This window comes from Streptomyces sp. A5-4 (assembly GCF_051131715.1).
Lineage (GTDB): Bacteria > Actinomycetota > Actinomycetes > Streptomycetales > Streptomycetaceae > Streptomyces.
In genome coordinates, this window is record NZ_CP178591.1 from 1,855,288 (window position 1) to 1,870,499 (window position 15,212).

Annotated in this window: 15 protein-coding genes; 9 read left to right on the top strand and 6 right to left on the bottom strand. The window is 72.1% G+C overall.

All coding sequences use genetic code 11. The features are described 5' to 3' along the window. Positions 1–51: 51 nt before the first annotated feature. The 4 genes from ACLLJJ_RS08545 to ACLLJJ_RS08560 form a co-directional block, all read right to left on the bottom strand. Positions 52–750, bottom strand: a complete 699-nt coding sequence (locus tag ACLLJJ_RS08545) for a response regulator (RefSeq protein ID WP_434588673.1) — start codon at positions 748–750, stop codon at positions 52–54. Further along, entirely contained in the window at positions 747–1,976 is a 1,230-nt protein-coding gene (locus tag ACLLJJ_RS08550) for a sensor histidine kinase (protein ID WP_434588674.1), read from the bottom strand. Before ACLLJJ_RS08550 ends, ACLLJJ_RS08545 begins: the two co-directional genes overlap by 4 nt. 132 nt (positions 1,977–2,108) lie before the next feature. After that, on the bottom strand, positions 2,109–2,387 hold the full coding sequence (pspAA, locus tag ACLLJJ_RS08555) for a PspA-associated protein PspAA (protein WP_283516281.1): 279 nt from the start codon (positions 2,385–2,387) through the stop codon (positions 2,109–2,111). A gap of 24 nt (positions 2,388–2,411) precedes the next feature. Then, the gene (locus ACLLJJ_RS08560; protein WP_434588675.1) at positions 2,412–3,188 is read right to left on the bottom strand and encodes a PspA/IM30 family protein; all 777 of its coding nucleotides are present in this window, start codon (positions 3,186–3,188) and stop codon (positions 2,412–2,414) included. 268 nt (positions 3,189–3,456) lie between these two features. Between ACLLJJ_RS08560 and ACLLJJ_RS08565 the strand changes: the two genes are divergently transcribed. The 4 genes from ACLLJJ_RS08565 to ACLLJJ_RS08580 all read left to right on the top strand — a co-directional run bounded on the left by ACLLJJ_RS08565 (position 3,457) and on the right by ACLLJJ_RS08580 (position 8,146). After that, positions 3,457–4,050 carry a DUF3043 domain-containing protein gene (locus tag ACLLJJ_RS08565; RefSeq protein ID WP_434588676.1) on the top strand — a complete coding sequence of 198 codons (594 nt, stop codon included), beginning with the start codon at positions 3,457–3,459 and terminating at the stop codon, positions 4,048–4,050. A 209-nt stretch (positions 4,051–4,259) separates the two neighbouring features. Continuing rightward, complete coding sequence (locus ACLLJJ_RS08570; protein WP_434600342.1) at positions 4,260–5,018, top strand: class I SAM-dependent methyltransferase; 759 nt, start codon at positions 4,260–4,262, stop codon at positions 5,016–5,018. A gap of 76 nt (positions 5,019–5,094) precedes the next feature. After that, on the top strand, positions 5,095–6,879 hold the full coding sequence (locus ACLLJJ_RS08575) for an ABC transporter ATP-binding protein (RefSeq protein ID WP_434588677.1): 1,785 nt from the start codon (positions 5,095–5,097) through the stop codon (positions 6,877–6,879). A 196-nt stretch (positions 6,880–7,075) separates the two neighbouring features. Further along, positions 7,076–8,146 carry a S1C family serine protease gene (locus ACLLJJ_RS08580; protein ID WP_434588678.1) on the top strand — a complete coding sequence of 357 codons (1,071 nt, stop codon included), beginning with the start codon at positions 7,076–7,078 and terminating at the stop codon, positions 8,144–8,146. A 117-nt stretch (positions 8,147–8,263) separates the two neighbouring features. Here ACLLJJ_RS08580 and ACLLJJ_RS08585 read toward each other — a convergent pair whose 3' ends face one another. Beyond that, positions 8,264–8,473 (bottom strand): hypothetical protein, encoded by a 210-nt coding sequence (locus tag ACLLJJ_RS08585; RefSeq protein WP_434588679.1) that lies wholly within the window; start codon positions 8,471–8,473, stop codon positions 8,264–8,266. Between the two features lie 99 nt (positions 8,474–8,572). Here ACLLJJ_RS08585 and ACLLJJ_RS08590 point away from each other — a divergent pair, with 99 nt between their 5' ends. The 4 genes from ACLLJJ_RS08590 (at position 8,573) to ACLLJJ_RS08605 (ending at position 13,574) form a co-directional block, all read left to right on the top strand. Next, complete coding sequence (locus tag ACLLJJ_RS08590; RefSeq protein ID WP_434588680.1) at positions 8,573–9,769, top strand: bifunctional adenosylcobinamide kinase/adenosylcobinamide-phosphate guanylyltransferase; 1,197 nt, start codon at positions 8,573–8,575, stop codon at positions 9,767–9,769. A 118-nt stretch (positions 9,770–9,887) separates the two neighbouring features. Continuing rightward, on the top strand, positions 9,888–10,988 hold the full coding sequence (cobT, locus tag ACLLJJ_RS08595; RefSeq protein WP_434588681.1) for a nicotinate-nucleotide--dimethylbenzimidazole phosphoribosyltransferase: 1,101 nt from the start codon (positions 9,888–9,890) through the stop codon (positions 10,986–10,988). A gap of 115 nt (positions 10,989–11,103) precedes the next feature. Further along, a complete protein-coding gene (locus ACLLJJ_RS08600; RefSeq protein WP_434588682.1) occupies positions 11,104–12,870 on the top strand; it encodes a phosphatidylglycerol lysyltransferase domain-containing protein in 1,767 nt (588 codons plus the stop codon). Then, a complete protein-coding gene (locus ACLLJJ_RS08605) occupies positions 12,867–13,574 on the top strand; it encodes a hypothetical protein (protein WP_434588683.1) in 708 nt (235 codons plus the stop codon). The genes ACLLJJ_RS08600 and ACLLJJ_RS08605 overlap by 4 nt, the downstream gene beginning before the upstream one ends. Here the strand turns inward: ACLLJJ_RS08605 and ACLLJJ_RS08610 are convergent. Further along, on the bottom strand, positions 13,523–14,278 hold the full coding sequence (locus tag ACLLJJ_RS08610) for a hypothetical protein (protein WP_434588684.1): 756 nt from the start codon (positions 14,276–14,278) through the stop codon (positions 13,523–13,525). The genes ACLLJJ_RS08605 and ACLLJJ_RS08610 overlap by 52 nt on opposite strands. Positions 14,279–14,346: 68 nt before the next feature. Between ACLLJJ_RS08610 and ACLLJJ_RS08615 the strand changes: the two genes are divergently transcribed. Next, on the top strand, positions 14,347–15,129 hold the full coding sequence (locus tag ACLLJJ_RS08615) for an adenosylcobinamide-GDP ribazoletransferase (protein WP_434588685.1): 783 nt from the start codon (positions 14,347–14,349) through the stop codon (positions 15,127–15,129). Positions 15,130–15,212: the final 83 nt, after the last annotated feature.

Consider the following 15,212-nt stretch of genomic DNA (forward strand, 5'->3'; position numbering starts at 1 on the left):
GCCCTTCCTTATGCGCCGCATACCGCAGGTGGAGTAGTCGCGACTACACCCTCACTCCACCCTCGGCCGCACCAGGCCCGATTCGTATGCGATTACCACCAATTGGGCGCGGTCGCGGGCGCCGAGCTTCGCCATCGCCCGGTTCACATGGGTCTTCACGGTGAGCGGGCTGACGACCAACTGCTCGGCGATCTCGTCGTTGGAGTGGCCGCCGGCGACCTGGACGAGCACCTCGCGCTCCCGCACGGTCAGCGCGGAGAGCCGCTCGGTACGGGCGGCGGCGTCCTCGTCGTCCTGTGAACTGCCGCCCTGGGCAAGGAACTTGGCGATCAGACCCTTGGTCGCCACCGGAGAGAGCAGCGCCTCGCCGGCCGCGGCGATCCGGATCGCGTTGAGCAGCTCCTCCGGTTCCGCGCCCTTGCCGAGAAACCCGGAGGCACCCGCGCGCAGCGACTGCACGACGTACTCGTCGACCTCGAAGGTCGTCAGCATCACCACGCGCACGGCGGCCAGTTCCGGGTCCTCGCTGATCATGCGAGTGGCGGCGAGGCCGTCGACGCCCGGCATCCGGATGTCCATCAGGACCACGTCGGCGCGCAGCGCGCGGGCCAGCTCCACGGCCGCGGCGCCGTCCGCCGCCTCCCCGACGACCTCCATGTCGGGCTCCGAGTCCACCAGCACCCGGAACGCGCTGCGCAGCAGCGCCTGGTCGTCCACCAGCAGCACCCTGATGATCTCGGCCGTCGTCATGTGTTCCCCCCGGTACGCCCCTCGACCGGCAGGATCGCATGGACGCGGTAGCCGCCGCCGTAGCGGGGGGCCGTGGTGAGGACACCGCCGAGGGCGCCGACGCGCTCCCGCATCCCGATGAGGCCGTGGCCGCTGCCCTCGGTGGGGCCCTCCCCCGGGCCCGTGCCGTTGTCCAGCACGGTGACCTCGGCGGACGAGCCCACCCTCACCACGCTGACCTCGGCCTTCGCACCGGCGCCCGCGTGCTTGCGGACATTGGTCAGGGCCTCCTGGATGATCCGGTACACGGCGAGATCGACGGCGGCGGGCAGCGGAGCGGCCACCTCCTTGTCCGGCCTGGCCACCTCCACGGCGAGGCCCGCGTTGCGGAAGGTCTCCAGGAGTTCGTCGAGTACGGCGAGCCCGGGGGCCGGCGCGGTCGGGGCCTCCGGGTCACCGGACTGGCGGAGCAGGCCGACGGTGGCCCGCAGCTCGTTCAGCGCCGAGCGGCTGGCCTCCCGTACGTGCGCGAGTGCCTCTTTCGCCTGGTCGGGCCGCTTGTCCATGACGTGCGCGGCCACGCCCGCCTGGACGTTGACCAAGGCGATGTGGTGGGCCACGACGTCATGCAGGTCGCGGGCGATGCGCAGCCGTTCCTCGGCGACCCGGCGGCGGGCCTCCTCCTCCCGGGTGCGCTCGGCACGTTCGGCCCGCTCACGGATGGCGTCGACGAAGGCGCGGCGGCTGCGCACCGCGTCGCCCGCGCTCGCCCCGATGCCGGTCCAGGCGAAGATCCCGAGGTTCTCCTGCGAGTACCAGGGACCCGAGCCGAAGCACATGGCGCCGGCCGTCAGGCCGGTCATCGTGAGCAGGCCGACCCGCCACGTGGTGGGGCGGTCGGTGCGGGAGGCGACGGTGTAGAGCGCGATGACGGCGCTCATCGCGACGGGGGCGGGCGGGTCGCCCACGACGAGTTCGACGAGTGCGACGGCGCCGGTGAAGGCGAGCACGGCCATGGAGTCGCGGCGCCTGAAGACGAGAGCGGCGGCGCTGAGCACCATCAGGGCGACGCTGCGGATCTCGGGGGTGCGGGTGCCGAAGGTCGGGCCGTTGGGGCCGTGTGGGTCGGCGAACGAGCTGACGAGGATCGTCACCAGTACGGCGAACGCCAGCGCACCGTCCAGCGCGAGCGGGTGCGCGCGCAGCCAGTGCCGGAAGCGGGAGAGGCCCGTACCGAGGGCAGTCATGACACGCAACGGTACGGCGTACGGACTCCTTCCCGCGCCGGAGAGGGGCGGGGCCGTCCGGGCAGCACGACGCCCCGCCGTCCGGGTGAACCCGGTGGCGGGGCGTCGTGGCTGCTGGAGGGGTGGCGCGTGTCAGCCGGGGATGAGCCCGTCGTCGCTGAGCATTTCGCGGACCTCGTCGAGCGTGGCGTCGGGAGGCGGCAGGATCAGCTCGGACGGCTCCAGGGCGTCGTCCGCCAGCGGCTCCCCGAGGCGGCGTACCGCGTCGAGAAGCGCACCGAGCGTCCGCCGGAAGCCTTCCTCGTCGCCGCTCTCCATTTCGGCGAGCAGCTCGTCGTCCAGCTTGTTCAGTTCGGTGAAGTGGCTGTCGGCCAGCTTCAGCTGCCCCTCCCCCATGATCCGTACGATCACGACACTCTCCTTCGGGAGTGGGGACTACTGCTTGTCGAACTTGTGCTGCGTGGGCGAAGGCTGCTGGGCGTCCTGGGGACCGCCCTCGATGGCCGGCTTCGCCGGCGAACCGCCCGCGAGCTCGGCCTTCATCCGCTGCAGTTCCAGCTCTACATCTGTACCACCGGAGAGCCGGTCCAGCTCGGCGGCGATGTCGTCCTTCGCCAGCCCGGAGTGGTCGTCCAGGGCGCCGGAGGCCAGCAGCTCGTCGATCGCACCGGCCCGCGCCTGCAGCTGCGCGGTCTTGTCCTCGGCGCGCTGGATCGCCTGGCCGACGTCGCCCATCTCCTCGGAGATGCCCGAGAAGGCCTCCCCGATCCGGGTCTGCGCCTGCGCGGCGGTGTACGTGGCCTTGATCGTTTCCTTCTTCGTACGGAAGGCGTCGACCTTGGCCTGGAGGCGCTGCGCGGCGAGCGTCAGCTTCTCCTCCTCGCCCTGGAGCGTGTGGTGCTGCGTCTCCAGGTCGGTGACCTGCTGCTGCAACGCGGCACGACGGGACAACGCCTCACGGGCGAGGTCCTCCCGGCCGAGCGCGAGCGCCTTGCGTCCCTGGTCCTCCAACTTGGAGGACTGTCCCTGCAGCTGATTGAGCTGCAGCTCCAGGCGCTTGCGCGAAGTCGCCACATCGGCGACCCCACGGCGTACCTTCTGAAGCAGTTCAAGCTGCTTCTGGTACGAATAGTCGAGAGTTTCGCGCGGGTCCTCGGCCCTGTCGAGGGCCTTGTTGGCCTTCGCGCGGAAGATCATTCCCATACGCTTCATGACACCGCTCATGGGCTTCGCGCGCCCCCTTCTGACGGACTCCAGCTCCAGCACTTGAACCCACAGTACGGGCCCTGCATCCATTACCGCACTGTTCCAGCGCGGATGTGCTCCTCCTCCAGAACGACTGTCGCCCGCCGGACTCGGGCGTAGGGAGTAGGGAACAGTCGGGGGAGGAGTGGGGGAACCGGTCGGGGCGGGTGACCGTTGCCGGATCGTTCCCCGCCGGGCTGTGGCCCCCGCGCCGCACCCCGTACCCTTGGGTTTTGTGTTCCGTAGCCGCTCCAAAGAAGAGAAGGCCCCCACCGACAAGGTGCAGGCGGACCTCTCCAAGCAGACCCGTGACCCGCAGGCCCCGAAGGGCCGCGCCACTCCGAAGCGCGCTGTCGCACAGTCGCAGCGCCGGAGCGTCGCAGCCCCGACGAACCGCAAGGAGGCGATGAAGCGCCAGCGTGAAGCCCGGCGCGTGGACCTGGCTAAGCAGCGGGAGGCACTGGCGAGCGGGGACGAGCGCTATCTGCCGGCCCGCGACAAGGGGCCGGTGCGCCGCTTCGTGCGCGACTTCGTCGACTCCCGTTTCTGTGTCGCCGAGTACTTCCTGCCGCTCGCGGTGATCATCCTGGTGCTCAGCATGATCCGCGTCGGCAACGTGCAGAACATCTCGCTGCTGCTGTGGCTCGGTGTCATCGTGATGATCGTCGTCGACTCGGTCGGCCTCGTCATCAGGCTCAAGAAGCAGCTCAAGGAGCGCTTCCCGAACGAGCCCAAGCGCGGCGCTGTCGCCTACGGCCTGATGCGCACGCTCCAGATGCGCCGGCTGAGGCTGCCGAAGCCCCAGGTCAAGCGCGGGGAACGACCCTGAGCGCGGATGTTTCCAACGCGGCGGGCCCAGCTGAAGCGGACGCTTCCGGGGCGGGCGTTTCCGAGGCGCCGGTGTTCGCGGCGAATGCCTCGGACGCGGGCGTTCCCGGACCCCGCGGGCCCGGGGCGGACGCTTCCGGGCCCCGTGTCCCGGGACCCGAGGCCTCCGGACCCGGCGTCTCCGGGTTCAAAGGCGCTTCGGCCACCTGGCTGAAGGGTCTCGGCGGGCTGCGCAACGCGGTCCGCCAGGAGTTGGTCGCGCGCCAGCTCGACGAGCAGATATCGGCCCGTTTCCCGGTGGGCCGACGGCTCGCCGTTCTCGACGTCGGCATGGGCCAGGGCACCCAGGCGCTGCGCCTGGCCCGGGCCGGGCACAAGGTGACCGGCCTGGAATCCGACTCGAAGATGCTCCTCGCCGCGCGCGAGGCACTCGACGGCGAGCCCGCGGGCATCCGCGACCGGGTGCGTCTGATCGAGGGCGACGGTCGCGACACCGGAGTGCACTTCCTGCCCGGCAGCTTCGACGTGGTGCTGTGCCACGGCGTGCTGATGTACGTCCAGGAGCCCGACGCACTGGTGGCGGGCCTGGCCCGGATGCTGGCCCCCGGCGGCCTGCTCTCCCTGCTCGTACGCAACGCCGACGCACTCGCGATGCGACCCGGGCTCGCCGGGGACTGGTCGGGGGCGCTGACGGCCTTCGAGACCGACACGTACACCAACCGGCTCGGTCTCCAGGTGCGCGCCGACCGCCTCGACGCCCTGACGGCGACCCTCGCCGGAATCGCCGCTCCCCTGCACGCCTGGTACGGCGTACGGGTCTTCACCGACAACGTCGAGGGTGCCGCCAACGACGCGCAGCCGACGGCGGAGGAGCTGGAGCGGGTGCTGGCGCTGGAGGACCGGGGCGGGCGCACGGATCCGTACCGGCGGGTCGCGGCGCTGCTGCACCTGTGCGGCGTACGCGGCTGATCCGGCGGATCTGCCGGACACGGCCGATCCGGCGGACCTGCCAGGTGGAACAGGGCGTGTGCGCGTCCTCTCCGTCGTGAGCAGCGCAGCGAAAACCACCGAGATACCGCCCGCACCCAAGCTGTCCGCCGGGGAGACCTGGCGGGCCCTCTACCGGCACTTCCGACCGCACCGCGGCGTCGTCGCGCTCGGTGCCTTCTTCGCTCTGATCGGCGCCGCGACCGGGCTCGCCCAGCCGCTCGCCGCCAAGGCGCTGGTCGAACGACTGGGCGACGACGAGTCGATCACCGGGATCCTGGTCCTGCTCACCGCCCTGGTGGTCCTCGGCACGGCGATCGAGTCGGTCGGCTCGTACATCCTGGAGCGCACCGCCGAGTCCGTCGTCCTCGCCGCCCGACGCAATCTGATCGGCCGGCTGCTGCGGCTGCGGGTGCCCGAGGTGGAGAGGACCCAGCCCGGTGATCTGATGTCCCGCGTCACCTCGGACACCACGCTGCTGCGCGCGGTCACCACTCAGTCGATCGTCTCCGCGGCCACCGGCGGCCTGGCATTCATCGCGACGGTCGTCATGATGGGGCTGATGGACGCGGTGCTGCTCGGCGTCACCCTCTCGGTGATCGTGCTGATCGGCGGCTGCGTCGCGCTGGTCATGCCGAAGATCTCCGAGGCGACCAAGCAGTCCCAGGCCGCGGTCGGCGAGATATCCACGGTGCTGGAGCGGGCCTTCGGGGCCTTCCGTACGCTCAAGGCGTCCGGCGCCGAGACGCGGGAGGCCGCGACCATCGAGGCGGCGGCGCAGCAGGCGTGGCGGCACGGCGTGCGGTCCGCCAAGTGGCAGTCCGTGGCCGGTTCCTCGATCGGTCTGGCCGTGCAGGTGTCCTTCCTCGCGGTGCTGGGCGTCGGCGGGGCGCGGGTCGCGTCGGGGGCGATCTCCGTCGCGTCGCTGATCGCGTTCCTGCTCTTCCTCTTCTACCTGATCCAGCCGGTGTCGCAGCTGGTGGAGGCGGCCACCCAGTACCAGGTGGGGTCCGCCGCGATCGCGCGGATCCTGGAGGCCGAGCAGCTGGAGACGGAGGACCTGGCGGAGCCGGCCGGGGCTCCCTCGCCGATCCGGCGGGAGCCGGCCTCCGTCGTCTTCGAAGGCGTCACCTTCCGCTACCGGGACGATCTTCCGTACGTCCATCACGGCGTCGACTTCACGGTGCCGGGGGCCGGGATGACCGCCTTCGTCGGCCCGTCGGGCGCGGGCAAGACGACCGTCTTCGGGCTGATCGAGCGGTTCTACGAGGCGAGCGGCGGCCGGGTCCTGGTCGACGGCAAGGACGTACGGGACTGGCCGCTCGCCGAGCTGCGCGCGACCATCGGTTACGTCGAGCAGGATTCACCGGTGCTGGCCGGGACCCTGCGGGAGAATCTGGTCTTCGCCGCGCCGGACGCGACGGACGCGGAGATCGCGGAGGTGCTGGTGCGGGCCCGCCTCGACGCGCTCGTCGAGCGGCTGCCCGACGGTCTGGAGACGGTCGTCGGGCACCGCGGTTCCAAGCTGTCGGGCGGCGAACGTCAGCGCGTGGCCATCGCGCGGGCGCTGCTGCGCAAGCCGCGGCTTCTGCTGCTGGACGAGGCGACGTCGCAGCTCGACGCCGTCAACGAGATGGCGCTGCGCGACGCCGTGGCGGAGGCCGCGCGGGAGACGACCGTGCTGGTCGTGGCGCACCGGCTGTCCACGGTGACGCTCGCGGACCGGATCGTGGTGATGGACGCGGGGAAGGTCCGGGCGGTGGGCACCCACGCCGAACTCGTCGCGGACGACTCGCTGTACGGGGAGCTGGCGGCAACGCAGTTCCTGAGCGCCACGCCCTGAGCGTGGCCCCGGGCGACGGGTACGACGCGGGGCGGGCGCAGTTACGCAGAGGGGCCGCGCCCCGGTGGGGCCCCGGCGGTCGGGCGCGGCGATGCTTGGGGGCGCGGCGTGCCGGGCACGGCCGGTGGGCCCCGGCCACCCCCTGATCGGCCCCTCCCCACGGGCTCGGAATGCCCCCGAAAGGGACACTCCGAAGATGGATGGATCACGTAACCACAGCCGTGTACGCCGACTTCTGCTGCCGCTGACCGCCGGAGCCTGCGCGGTCGCCCTGCTGGGCGGCTGTTCCGACCCCGCCCCGTCCTCGGCCGCGTCCGCCGTCGACGCGGGGGCGCCGATGGCGGAGTCCGATCTGGAGGACGGCTACCAGAGGGTCATCAAGGACGTGCTTCCGTCCGTCGTGCAGATCGACGCCTCCGAGGGCCTCGGCTCCGGCATCGTCTACGACGACCAGGGCCATGTCGTCACGAACGCCCATGTGGTGGGCACCGGGAAGACCTTCAAGGTCACGGCCGCCACCGGTGGCGACCCGATCGGCGCGAAGCTGGTGGCCGCCTACCCGGAGCAGGACCTCGCCGTCATCAAGCTCGACAGCGTCCCGGACGGGCTGAAGGCCGCGAAGTTCGCCGACTCCGCGCCGGCCGAGGTGGGCCAGATCGTGCTGGCGATGGGCAGCCCGCTGGGGCTGTCCAGCAGTGTCACCCAGGGCATCGTGTCGGCGGTGGGCAGGACCGTGAGCGAGAGCCGAGCGGGCGGCGGCACCGGCGCCACCATCGGGAACATGGTGCAGACCTCCGCCGCGATCAACCCGGGCAACAGCGGCGGCGCGCTGGTCAACCTCAGCAGTGAGGTCATCGGCATCCCGACGCTGGCCGCCACCGACCCTCAGATGGGCGACAGCGCGGCCCCCGGTATCGGCTTCGCGATCCCGTCGTCGATGGTGAAGACCGTCGCCGACCAGATCGTCAAGGACGGCAAGGTCACCGACTCGGGCCGGGCCGCCCTCGGCATCACGGCCCGCACGGTCGTCGACGACCGGTTCGAGCCGACGGGTGTGGCGGTCGTGGCCGCGCAGAAGGACGGCGCGGCGGCCAAGGCCGGGCTCAAGGCCGGGGACGTCATCACGCGGGTCGGCGACGAGGACGTCACCACCATCACCGCGCTGGCGGAGGCGCTCGCCTCGGAAGCACCGGGCGACAAGGTGCGGGTGGCCTATCTGCGCGACGCCGACAAGCAGACCGCGGAGGTCACGCTCGGTGAGATCTGAGCCGGGTACGCGACGATCCTGCCGCATGCGCGGTGCGCCCCCGTGCGCACGGGGCCGCGCACGGGCGCGCCCGCGGACCCGGTCGGGGTCCGCGGGCGCGACCGCCGCTCTCGTGCGTCAGGCCTCGTCGGCGTGCAGGTTCATGGGGCCGTAGATCTTGGTGTTGTCCTCGGACAGAACCACCTGGTCGGCGCCGCCCTCAAGGAGCTCCTTCCACACCTCGCCGATCCAGGACTCCGCATCACCCTGCGTGGTGAACTCCTCAGGCACCACCGCAGGCTGGACCTCCGTACCGTCGGCCTTCTCGAACCGCCACGTCCACGCCATGTTCGCCTCCCGGGTCCTACCCGTGCTTTTGTCCAGCACAGCCTGCCCGCACACTAGCCGGGCGGGCATCACCGGCGGGGAAGCGGGAGGATCATCATCGTGGAACTGACTCTTCTCGGCACCGGAGCCCCCGCCGGCCTGCCCCGCCCCGACTGTCCCTGCGCCTCGTGCGCCACCGCCCGCGGCGAGCTGGCGCGCGCCGCGACCGCGCTGCTCGTGGACGGTGCGCTGCTGCTCGATCTCACTCCCGGGGCCGCGTTCGCCGCGGCCCGTGCCGGGCACTCGCTGGCCGCGGTACGGCAGGTGCTGCTGACGCATCCGCACGACGGGCCGCCCGTCGAACTGCCCGTGGGACTGCCGACGGCGGGGCGAGTGGCGGACGGACGGACGTTGACGCTGATCAGCGGGCATCGGGTGCGGGCCGTGCCGATGGACGCTCCCGGCACGGGGTACGAGGTGACCTCGCCGGAGGGCGAGCGGCTGCTGTATCTGCCGCCGGGCGGCGCTCCCGCCGGGGAGAGCGCCGGCCGCGGGTACGACATGGTGGTCGCCGATGTGGTGGGCCGGCCGGACGCGCTCGCCCGGCTGCGGGCGCTCGGCGCGATCGGCGTCACGACGGATGTCATCGCCGTGCACCTCGACCACGATCTGCCGCCGGGGCCCGAACTGGTCAGGCGGCTGGCGGCGGCGGGTGCGCGGGCCGTGCCCGACGGGACCACCCTGATCGTCGGCGACTACCACGCGGTGCCCGACCTGCCGCGCCGCACGCTGGTCATCGGCGGGGCGCGTTCGGGCAAGTCGGTGGAGGCGGAGCGACGGCTCGAAGCCTTTCCCGAGGTGCTGTACGTCGCGACCGGCGGCACTCGGGAGGGCGACTCGGAGTGGGCGGCGCGGGTGGGGCTGCACCGGGAGCGCCGGCCGGGAGCCTGGCGCACGGAGGAAACGTGCGAGCTGGCGCCGCTGTTGACCGAGAACGGCCCGCCGCTGCTGATCGACTGCCTCGCACTGTGGCTCACCGACGCGATGGACCGGGTCGGTGCGTGGGACGACGCGAAGTGGGCGGCAGACGGCCGGCGGGCGCTGCACGAACGCACTGCGGAGCTGGTGGCGGCGGTACGGGCGGCCCGGCGCACGGTCGTCGCGGTGAGCAACGAGGTGGGTTCGGGCATCGTGCCGGCGACGGCGAGCGGGCGGCGTTTCCGCGACGAGCTGGGACGGCTGAACGCGACGATCGCGGCGGAGTGCGAACACGTCCTGCTGGTGGTAGCTGGCCAGGCGATGCCGCTGCGCGGCTGAGGGCGGCCGGGGCGGGGCCGCGCGTCCCCGGCGGACATCGCCGAGCGGTCGGCGACGACGGCTCGGCGATGTCCGCCGGAGCGGCTCTGGTTCCGGGCCTCCCGGTACTGTTCGCCGCATGAGCCCGCTTAACCTGGACGACTTCTCCGACCTGATAGAACGCCCCGACGGCGGCGTCCGGCGCGATGCCGAAGAGCACCGGGAGCGGCGGATCGTGCCGCCCGGTGCCCTCGGCCGTCTCGACGAGCTGGGCGAGTGGCTCTCGGCCGCTCAGGCCTCCTCACGGGTCGCCCCCGTGGAACGCCCCCGGGTGATCCTCTTCGCGGGTGACCACGGCGTGGCGCAGCTGGGCGTCTCGGCCCGGCCCGCCGGCGGCGCGCACGAGTTGGTGCGCGCGGTACTGGACGGCGCGAGCCCCGTCGCCGTACTGGCGCGCCGCAACGGCGTTTCGGTGCGGATCGTCGACGCCGGGCTGGACTGCGACCCCGAGTTGCTGCCCGAGGACGTCGTGCGGCACCGGGTGCGGCGCGGCTCGGGCCGCGTCGACGTCGAGGACGCCCTGACCATCGAAGAGGCCGAGCAGGCGGTGCGGCTGGGCATGGCGATCGCCGACGAGGAAGCCGACGCGGGCACCGATCTGGTCGTCCTGGGCGACCTGAGCGTCGGCGGCACGACCGCCGCGGCCGTCCTGATCGCCGCCCTGTGCGGCACGGATGCCTCGGTGGTCACCGGACGCGGCGGCGCCGGCATCGACGACCTGGCCTGGATGCGCAAGTGCGCGGCCGTCCGGGACGCGTTGCGCCGGGCCAGGCCGGTCCTGGGCGACCAGCTGGAGCTGCTGGCGGCCGTCGGCGGCGCCGACCTCGCCGCCACGACCGGTTTCCTGCTCCAGTGCGCCGTGCGGCGTACCCCGGTGATCCTCGACGGCGTGGTGTCGGCTGCCTGCGCGCTGGTGGGCCAGCGGGCCGCTTTCCGGGCGCCCGACTGGTGGCTGGCGGGCCATGTGAGCGGCGAACCGGCCCAGGCCAAGGCGCTGGACCGGATGGCGCTCAACCCATTGCTCGATCAAGGCGTCACTGTCGGGGAAGGAACCGGGGCATTGCTCGCACTTCCGCTCGTCCAAGCCGCGGCCGCCCTGGCCGCGGAGCTGCCCGAGCGGCCGGAGGAGACGAAAGAGAACGAACCGGCCCACGCGGCCGAGGCGGACAGTGACACGTAGTTGAACCGGGTGCGGCCGTCGACCACCGGCCGCACCCGCCTCGTGCAGCGTTCACACCGCGATCGTGCTTTTTCGCGCTCTCTTGACCGGCGATGCCCCCATATCATCACCTTTCATGGGAGAAGTCCGCTTGGTCACCGAAGGAACGACCCGGGGCACCGTCCGGTCGCGACGCAGCGCGGCATTCGCCGTCTGGTATTTGCGTGCCGTCGCGTTCATCAACTTCCTGAGCGCCGTCTGGGTCTCCCTCGGCCAGGACCTGCGACGTCACAACACCGAGAACTACTTCACTCCGTACATGCTGACCGCGGGCTTCGCCTCGGGCCTCTTCACCCTCTTCCTGGCGATCACGATGCGGCGCCGCAAGCGTGCCGCCTGGATCCTCAACGTCGTACTCAGCGGGCTGTTCCTGCTGCTCTTCGCCCTCGTGATGTTCTTCCCAGAGGTGCGGCAGTACTGGCAGAACTGGATCTCGCTCGGCCTGACCGCGACCTTCTTCGTGTCGCTGCTCCTGGGCCGGCGCGTGTTCAGCGCGAAGGGCGACCGCTCCAACCCCAAGCTGGCCGCGGCCGTCGCGGTCGGCGGGCTGCTGGGCACCTCGCTGATCGCCGCGCTGCTGGTCACCCTCACCAACACGGCGCGCGGCGCGGAGCACTCGACGTTCCTGGACCGGTGGCGCTACGGCGTGATGCGGCTGGTGTCACTGGCCGCCGACGACTCGCGGTTCGCGGGCATCACCACCCCCGGGTGGGTCAACGTCGGCATCAACATCCTCAGCACGCTGCTGCTCCTCGGTGTCCTGTACGCCGCCTTCCGCTCCCGCAGGACCATCGATCCCCTCACCGAGGAGGACGAGGCGAGACTGCGCGTCCTGCTCGACCAGCACGGCGAACGCGACTCCCTGGGCTACTTCGCGCTGCGCCGGGAGAAGAGCGCCGTCTGGTCCCCCACCGGCAAGGCGGCCGTCACCTACCGGGTCGTCGGCGGCGTGTCCCTCGCCTCCGGCGATCCGATCGGCGACCCCGAGGCCTGGCCGGGCGCGATCGAGCCGTGGCTGGCCGAGGCGCGTGAGCACGGCTGGGCGCCCGCGGTGATGGGCGCCGGCGAGGAGGCCGGCACGATCTACGCCCGGCACGGCCTGGACGCCCTGGAGCTCGGTGACGAGGCCCTCGTGGAGATCGCCGACTTCACCCTGGAGGGGCGCGCGATGCGGACCGTGCGCCAGGCGTACAACCGGGTCAAGCGCGCCGGGTACGAAGTCCGGATCCGCCGCCACGAGGACATCCCCGACGACGAGATGGCCGAGCTGCTGCGCAAGGCCGACGACTGGCGTGACGGTGCGACCGAACGCGGCTTCTCGATGGCGCTGGGCAGGCTCGGCGATCCGGGCGACGGGCGCTGCGTGATGCTGGAGTGCACGGACGGCGAGGGTGCGCTGCGGGCCGTGCTCAGCTTCGTCCCGTGGGGCCCCGGCGGTCTGTCCCTGGACCTGATGCGCCGTGACCGCGACGCGGAGAACGGCCTGATGGAGTTCATGGTCATCGAACTCCTGCAGCGCGCCGGGGAGATCAAGATCACTCAGGTCTCGCTGAACTTCGCGATGTTCAGGTCCGTCTTCGAGCGTGGCTCGCGGCTCGGTGCGGGACCGGTGCTGAGGCTGTGGCGTTCGCTGCTGAGCTTCTTCTCGCGCTGGTGGCAGATCGAGTCGCTGTACCGGGCCAACGCCAAGTACCGACCGATCTGGGAGCCCCGGTTCCTGCTCTTCGAGAAGAGCTCCGACCTGCTGCGCATCGGCATCGCCGCGGCCCGCGCCGAGGGCTTCCTGGAAGCGCCGGGGCTGCCCAAGTGGATGCACCGCAAGCACCTGGAGACAAGACGTTGACGACGGCCGCCCTGCGCCGCGCGGGGCGCCGCGAATGGGGTCCGCTGTACGCGACCCTGCGCGGCGCCCTGCTCACCCACAAGTGGCGGGCCGTGCGCATGACGCTCGCGGCGGTCGCCTTGACGGCGCTCCTCCAGATCGTGCAGAACCAGCCCTGGGGCTACCAGCCCGTGCAGAACATCGGCGCCGTACGGGCCGAGGACCCGCTGTGGCTGGCGCTGCTGCGCACCCCCCTGTCGCTGTTCGTGCCCGCGCTCGACCTGCCGGTCTGGGGCGCGCTCGCGCAGGTCCTGCTGGTCTTCGGCATCGCCGAGATCTGCCTGGGCCGACTGCGGACCCTGATCGTCGCGTACGTGGCGACACTCGCCGGGACGCTCTACGCGCGCGTGGGCATCGCGCTCGGCCCCGCCAACCCGCTGGGCCTGCAGGCCTCCGACGCCCTGGTCGTCGACACCGGTCCTTCGGCGGCCGTCGTCGGCCTCGCCGTCTATGTGGGCTGGCGCTACCAGGCGTACTGGACGGCGGCCCTGGTGATGGCGGCGATGGTGGTCGAGGTGCTCGTCAAGAACAACCTCGCGGGCAAGGAGCATCTGGCGGCGATCGCGGGGGTGCTGGTGCTGTGCGCGGTGTCCGCGGTACGCGGACACTCCGTTCAGCCGTCGCTTCCCGCCGCCCGGTCCGGGGCCCCGCCGAGCCAGTCCTGAAGCCTGCGGCCCGTGGTCGCCCAGCGGCGGTCGTGCCGGTAGGCGCGCCGGATCGCCCTGGCGCGGGCCTTGGGGCGTCTGCGGTACAGGTTTTTCGCCCACGGGGAGCCCGGCTTGGCGAGGCGGATCGCGCCGAACAGGGCCACGAAGGGCACCACCGCGCCGAACAGCGCCGTACGCAGCTTTCCCTTGGACAGCGCGATCAGCGCGAGGAAGAAGTTGAAGGACACGTTCGCTACGACCAGGCCGCGGCTCTGCCGCTCGACCACCGTCACCTCGTTGACCCCGAACGGGACGGAGCCGCTGAGCACCAGCATCACGAGCGCCGCGGTCAGCACCACGATCTCCACGCTCTTGCGGCCCTGTTCGCTCCAGTAGACGTCGTCCAGATGCAGGATCAGCGCGAACTCGTCGAGGACCAGGCCCGCGCCGAGCCCGAAGAGCACCGCGCAGAGGGCCGCGCCGAATCCGTGCCGGCCGCTCGCCACCGCCCCGAAGCCGCCGATCGTCGTCAGGATCACGCCGGGCACCACGTGGTGGATGTGCATGCCGCCGGGCGAGATGTTCCTGAAGGGGCCCCTGCCCGCCCGGATGAGACGGGTGATGGTCCGCGTCACCAGGAAGGACAGCACGAAGGAGCCCAGCGCGAGCAGCAGCGGCAGCTTCCCCGGCTCGACAACGTTCCGGTACAACCAGTGACTCATGCCACTCGCTCCCTATTTGCGCGTTATGCGCAACCTACCGGGCGGCGGCACCGGCTAGCGTGCGCGCGGTGACCTCCCTCCTCAGCGACGGCATTCGTTTCGCCTTCGGCACCCTCACCGTGCTCCCCGTGCGCGTGACCCGCTGGGACCGTGAAGCGGCGCGCGCCGGAATGCTGTACGCCCCCCTGACCGGGCTCGTCGTCGGTCTGTGCGCGGCGGCGCCGGCGGCCCTGCTGCTGCTCCTGGGCTCGGGCCCGCTGCTCGCCGCCGTGGCGTCGGCGGCCGTGCCCGCGGTGCTCACCCGCGGCCTCCATCTCGACGGTCTCGCCGACACCGCCGACGGCCTGGGCAGTGGCAGGCCGGCCGACGACGCGCTGCGGATCATGAAGCAGTCGGACATCGGTCCGTTCGGCGTCGTCACCCTGCTGTTCGTGCTGCTCGCGCAGGTCGCCGCGGGCTACGAGATGTACGCGGCGGGCTGGGCGTACGGCGCCGCGGCGACTGTCGTCTCGGCGGTCGCCGCCCGGCTCGCGCTGACCCTCGCCGCCCGTACCGGGGTGCCCGCGGCCCGGCCCGACGGCCTGGGCGCCGTCGTCGCCGGCACGGTCCGGGGGCGCACGGCGGCGCTGGTCGCGGGCGTGGTGATCGCGCTCTGCGCGTGCGTGTCGGGCGCGCTCCTCGGCCCGCACGCCGCGCTGCGGCACGCGGTGGCGGTCCTGCTCGCCCTGGGCGCGGCCCAACTCCTGCTGCGCCACTGCGTCCGGCGCTTCGGCGGGGTGACGGGGGACGTCTTCGGCGGGCTGGCCGAGACGGCGGCGACCGTCGCGCTGGTCGTGCTGGTGCTGGGCTGAGGGACGCGAGAGCGGGTCGCACGCCGGGCGAATGGCTGGTTCCTGACGGGGCACCTGCTTGCTGGAACCGACGCAGTCACCCC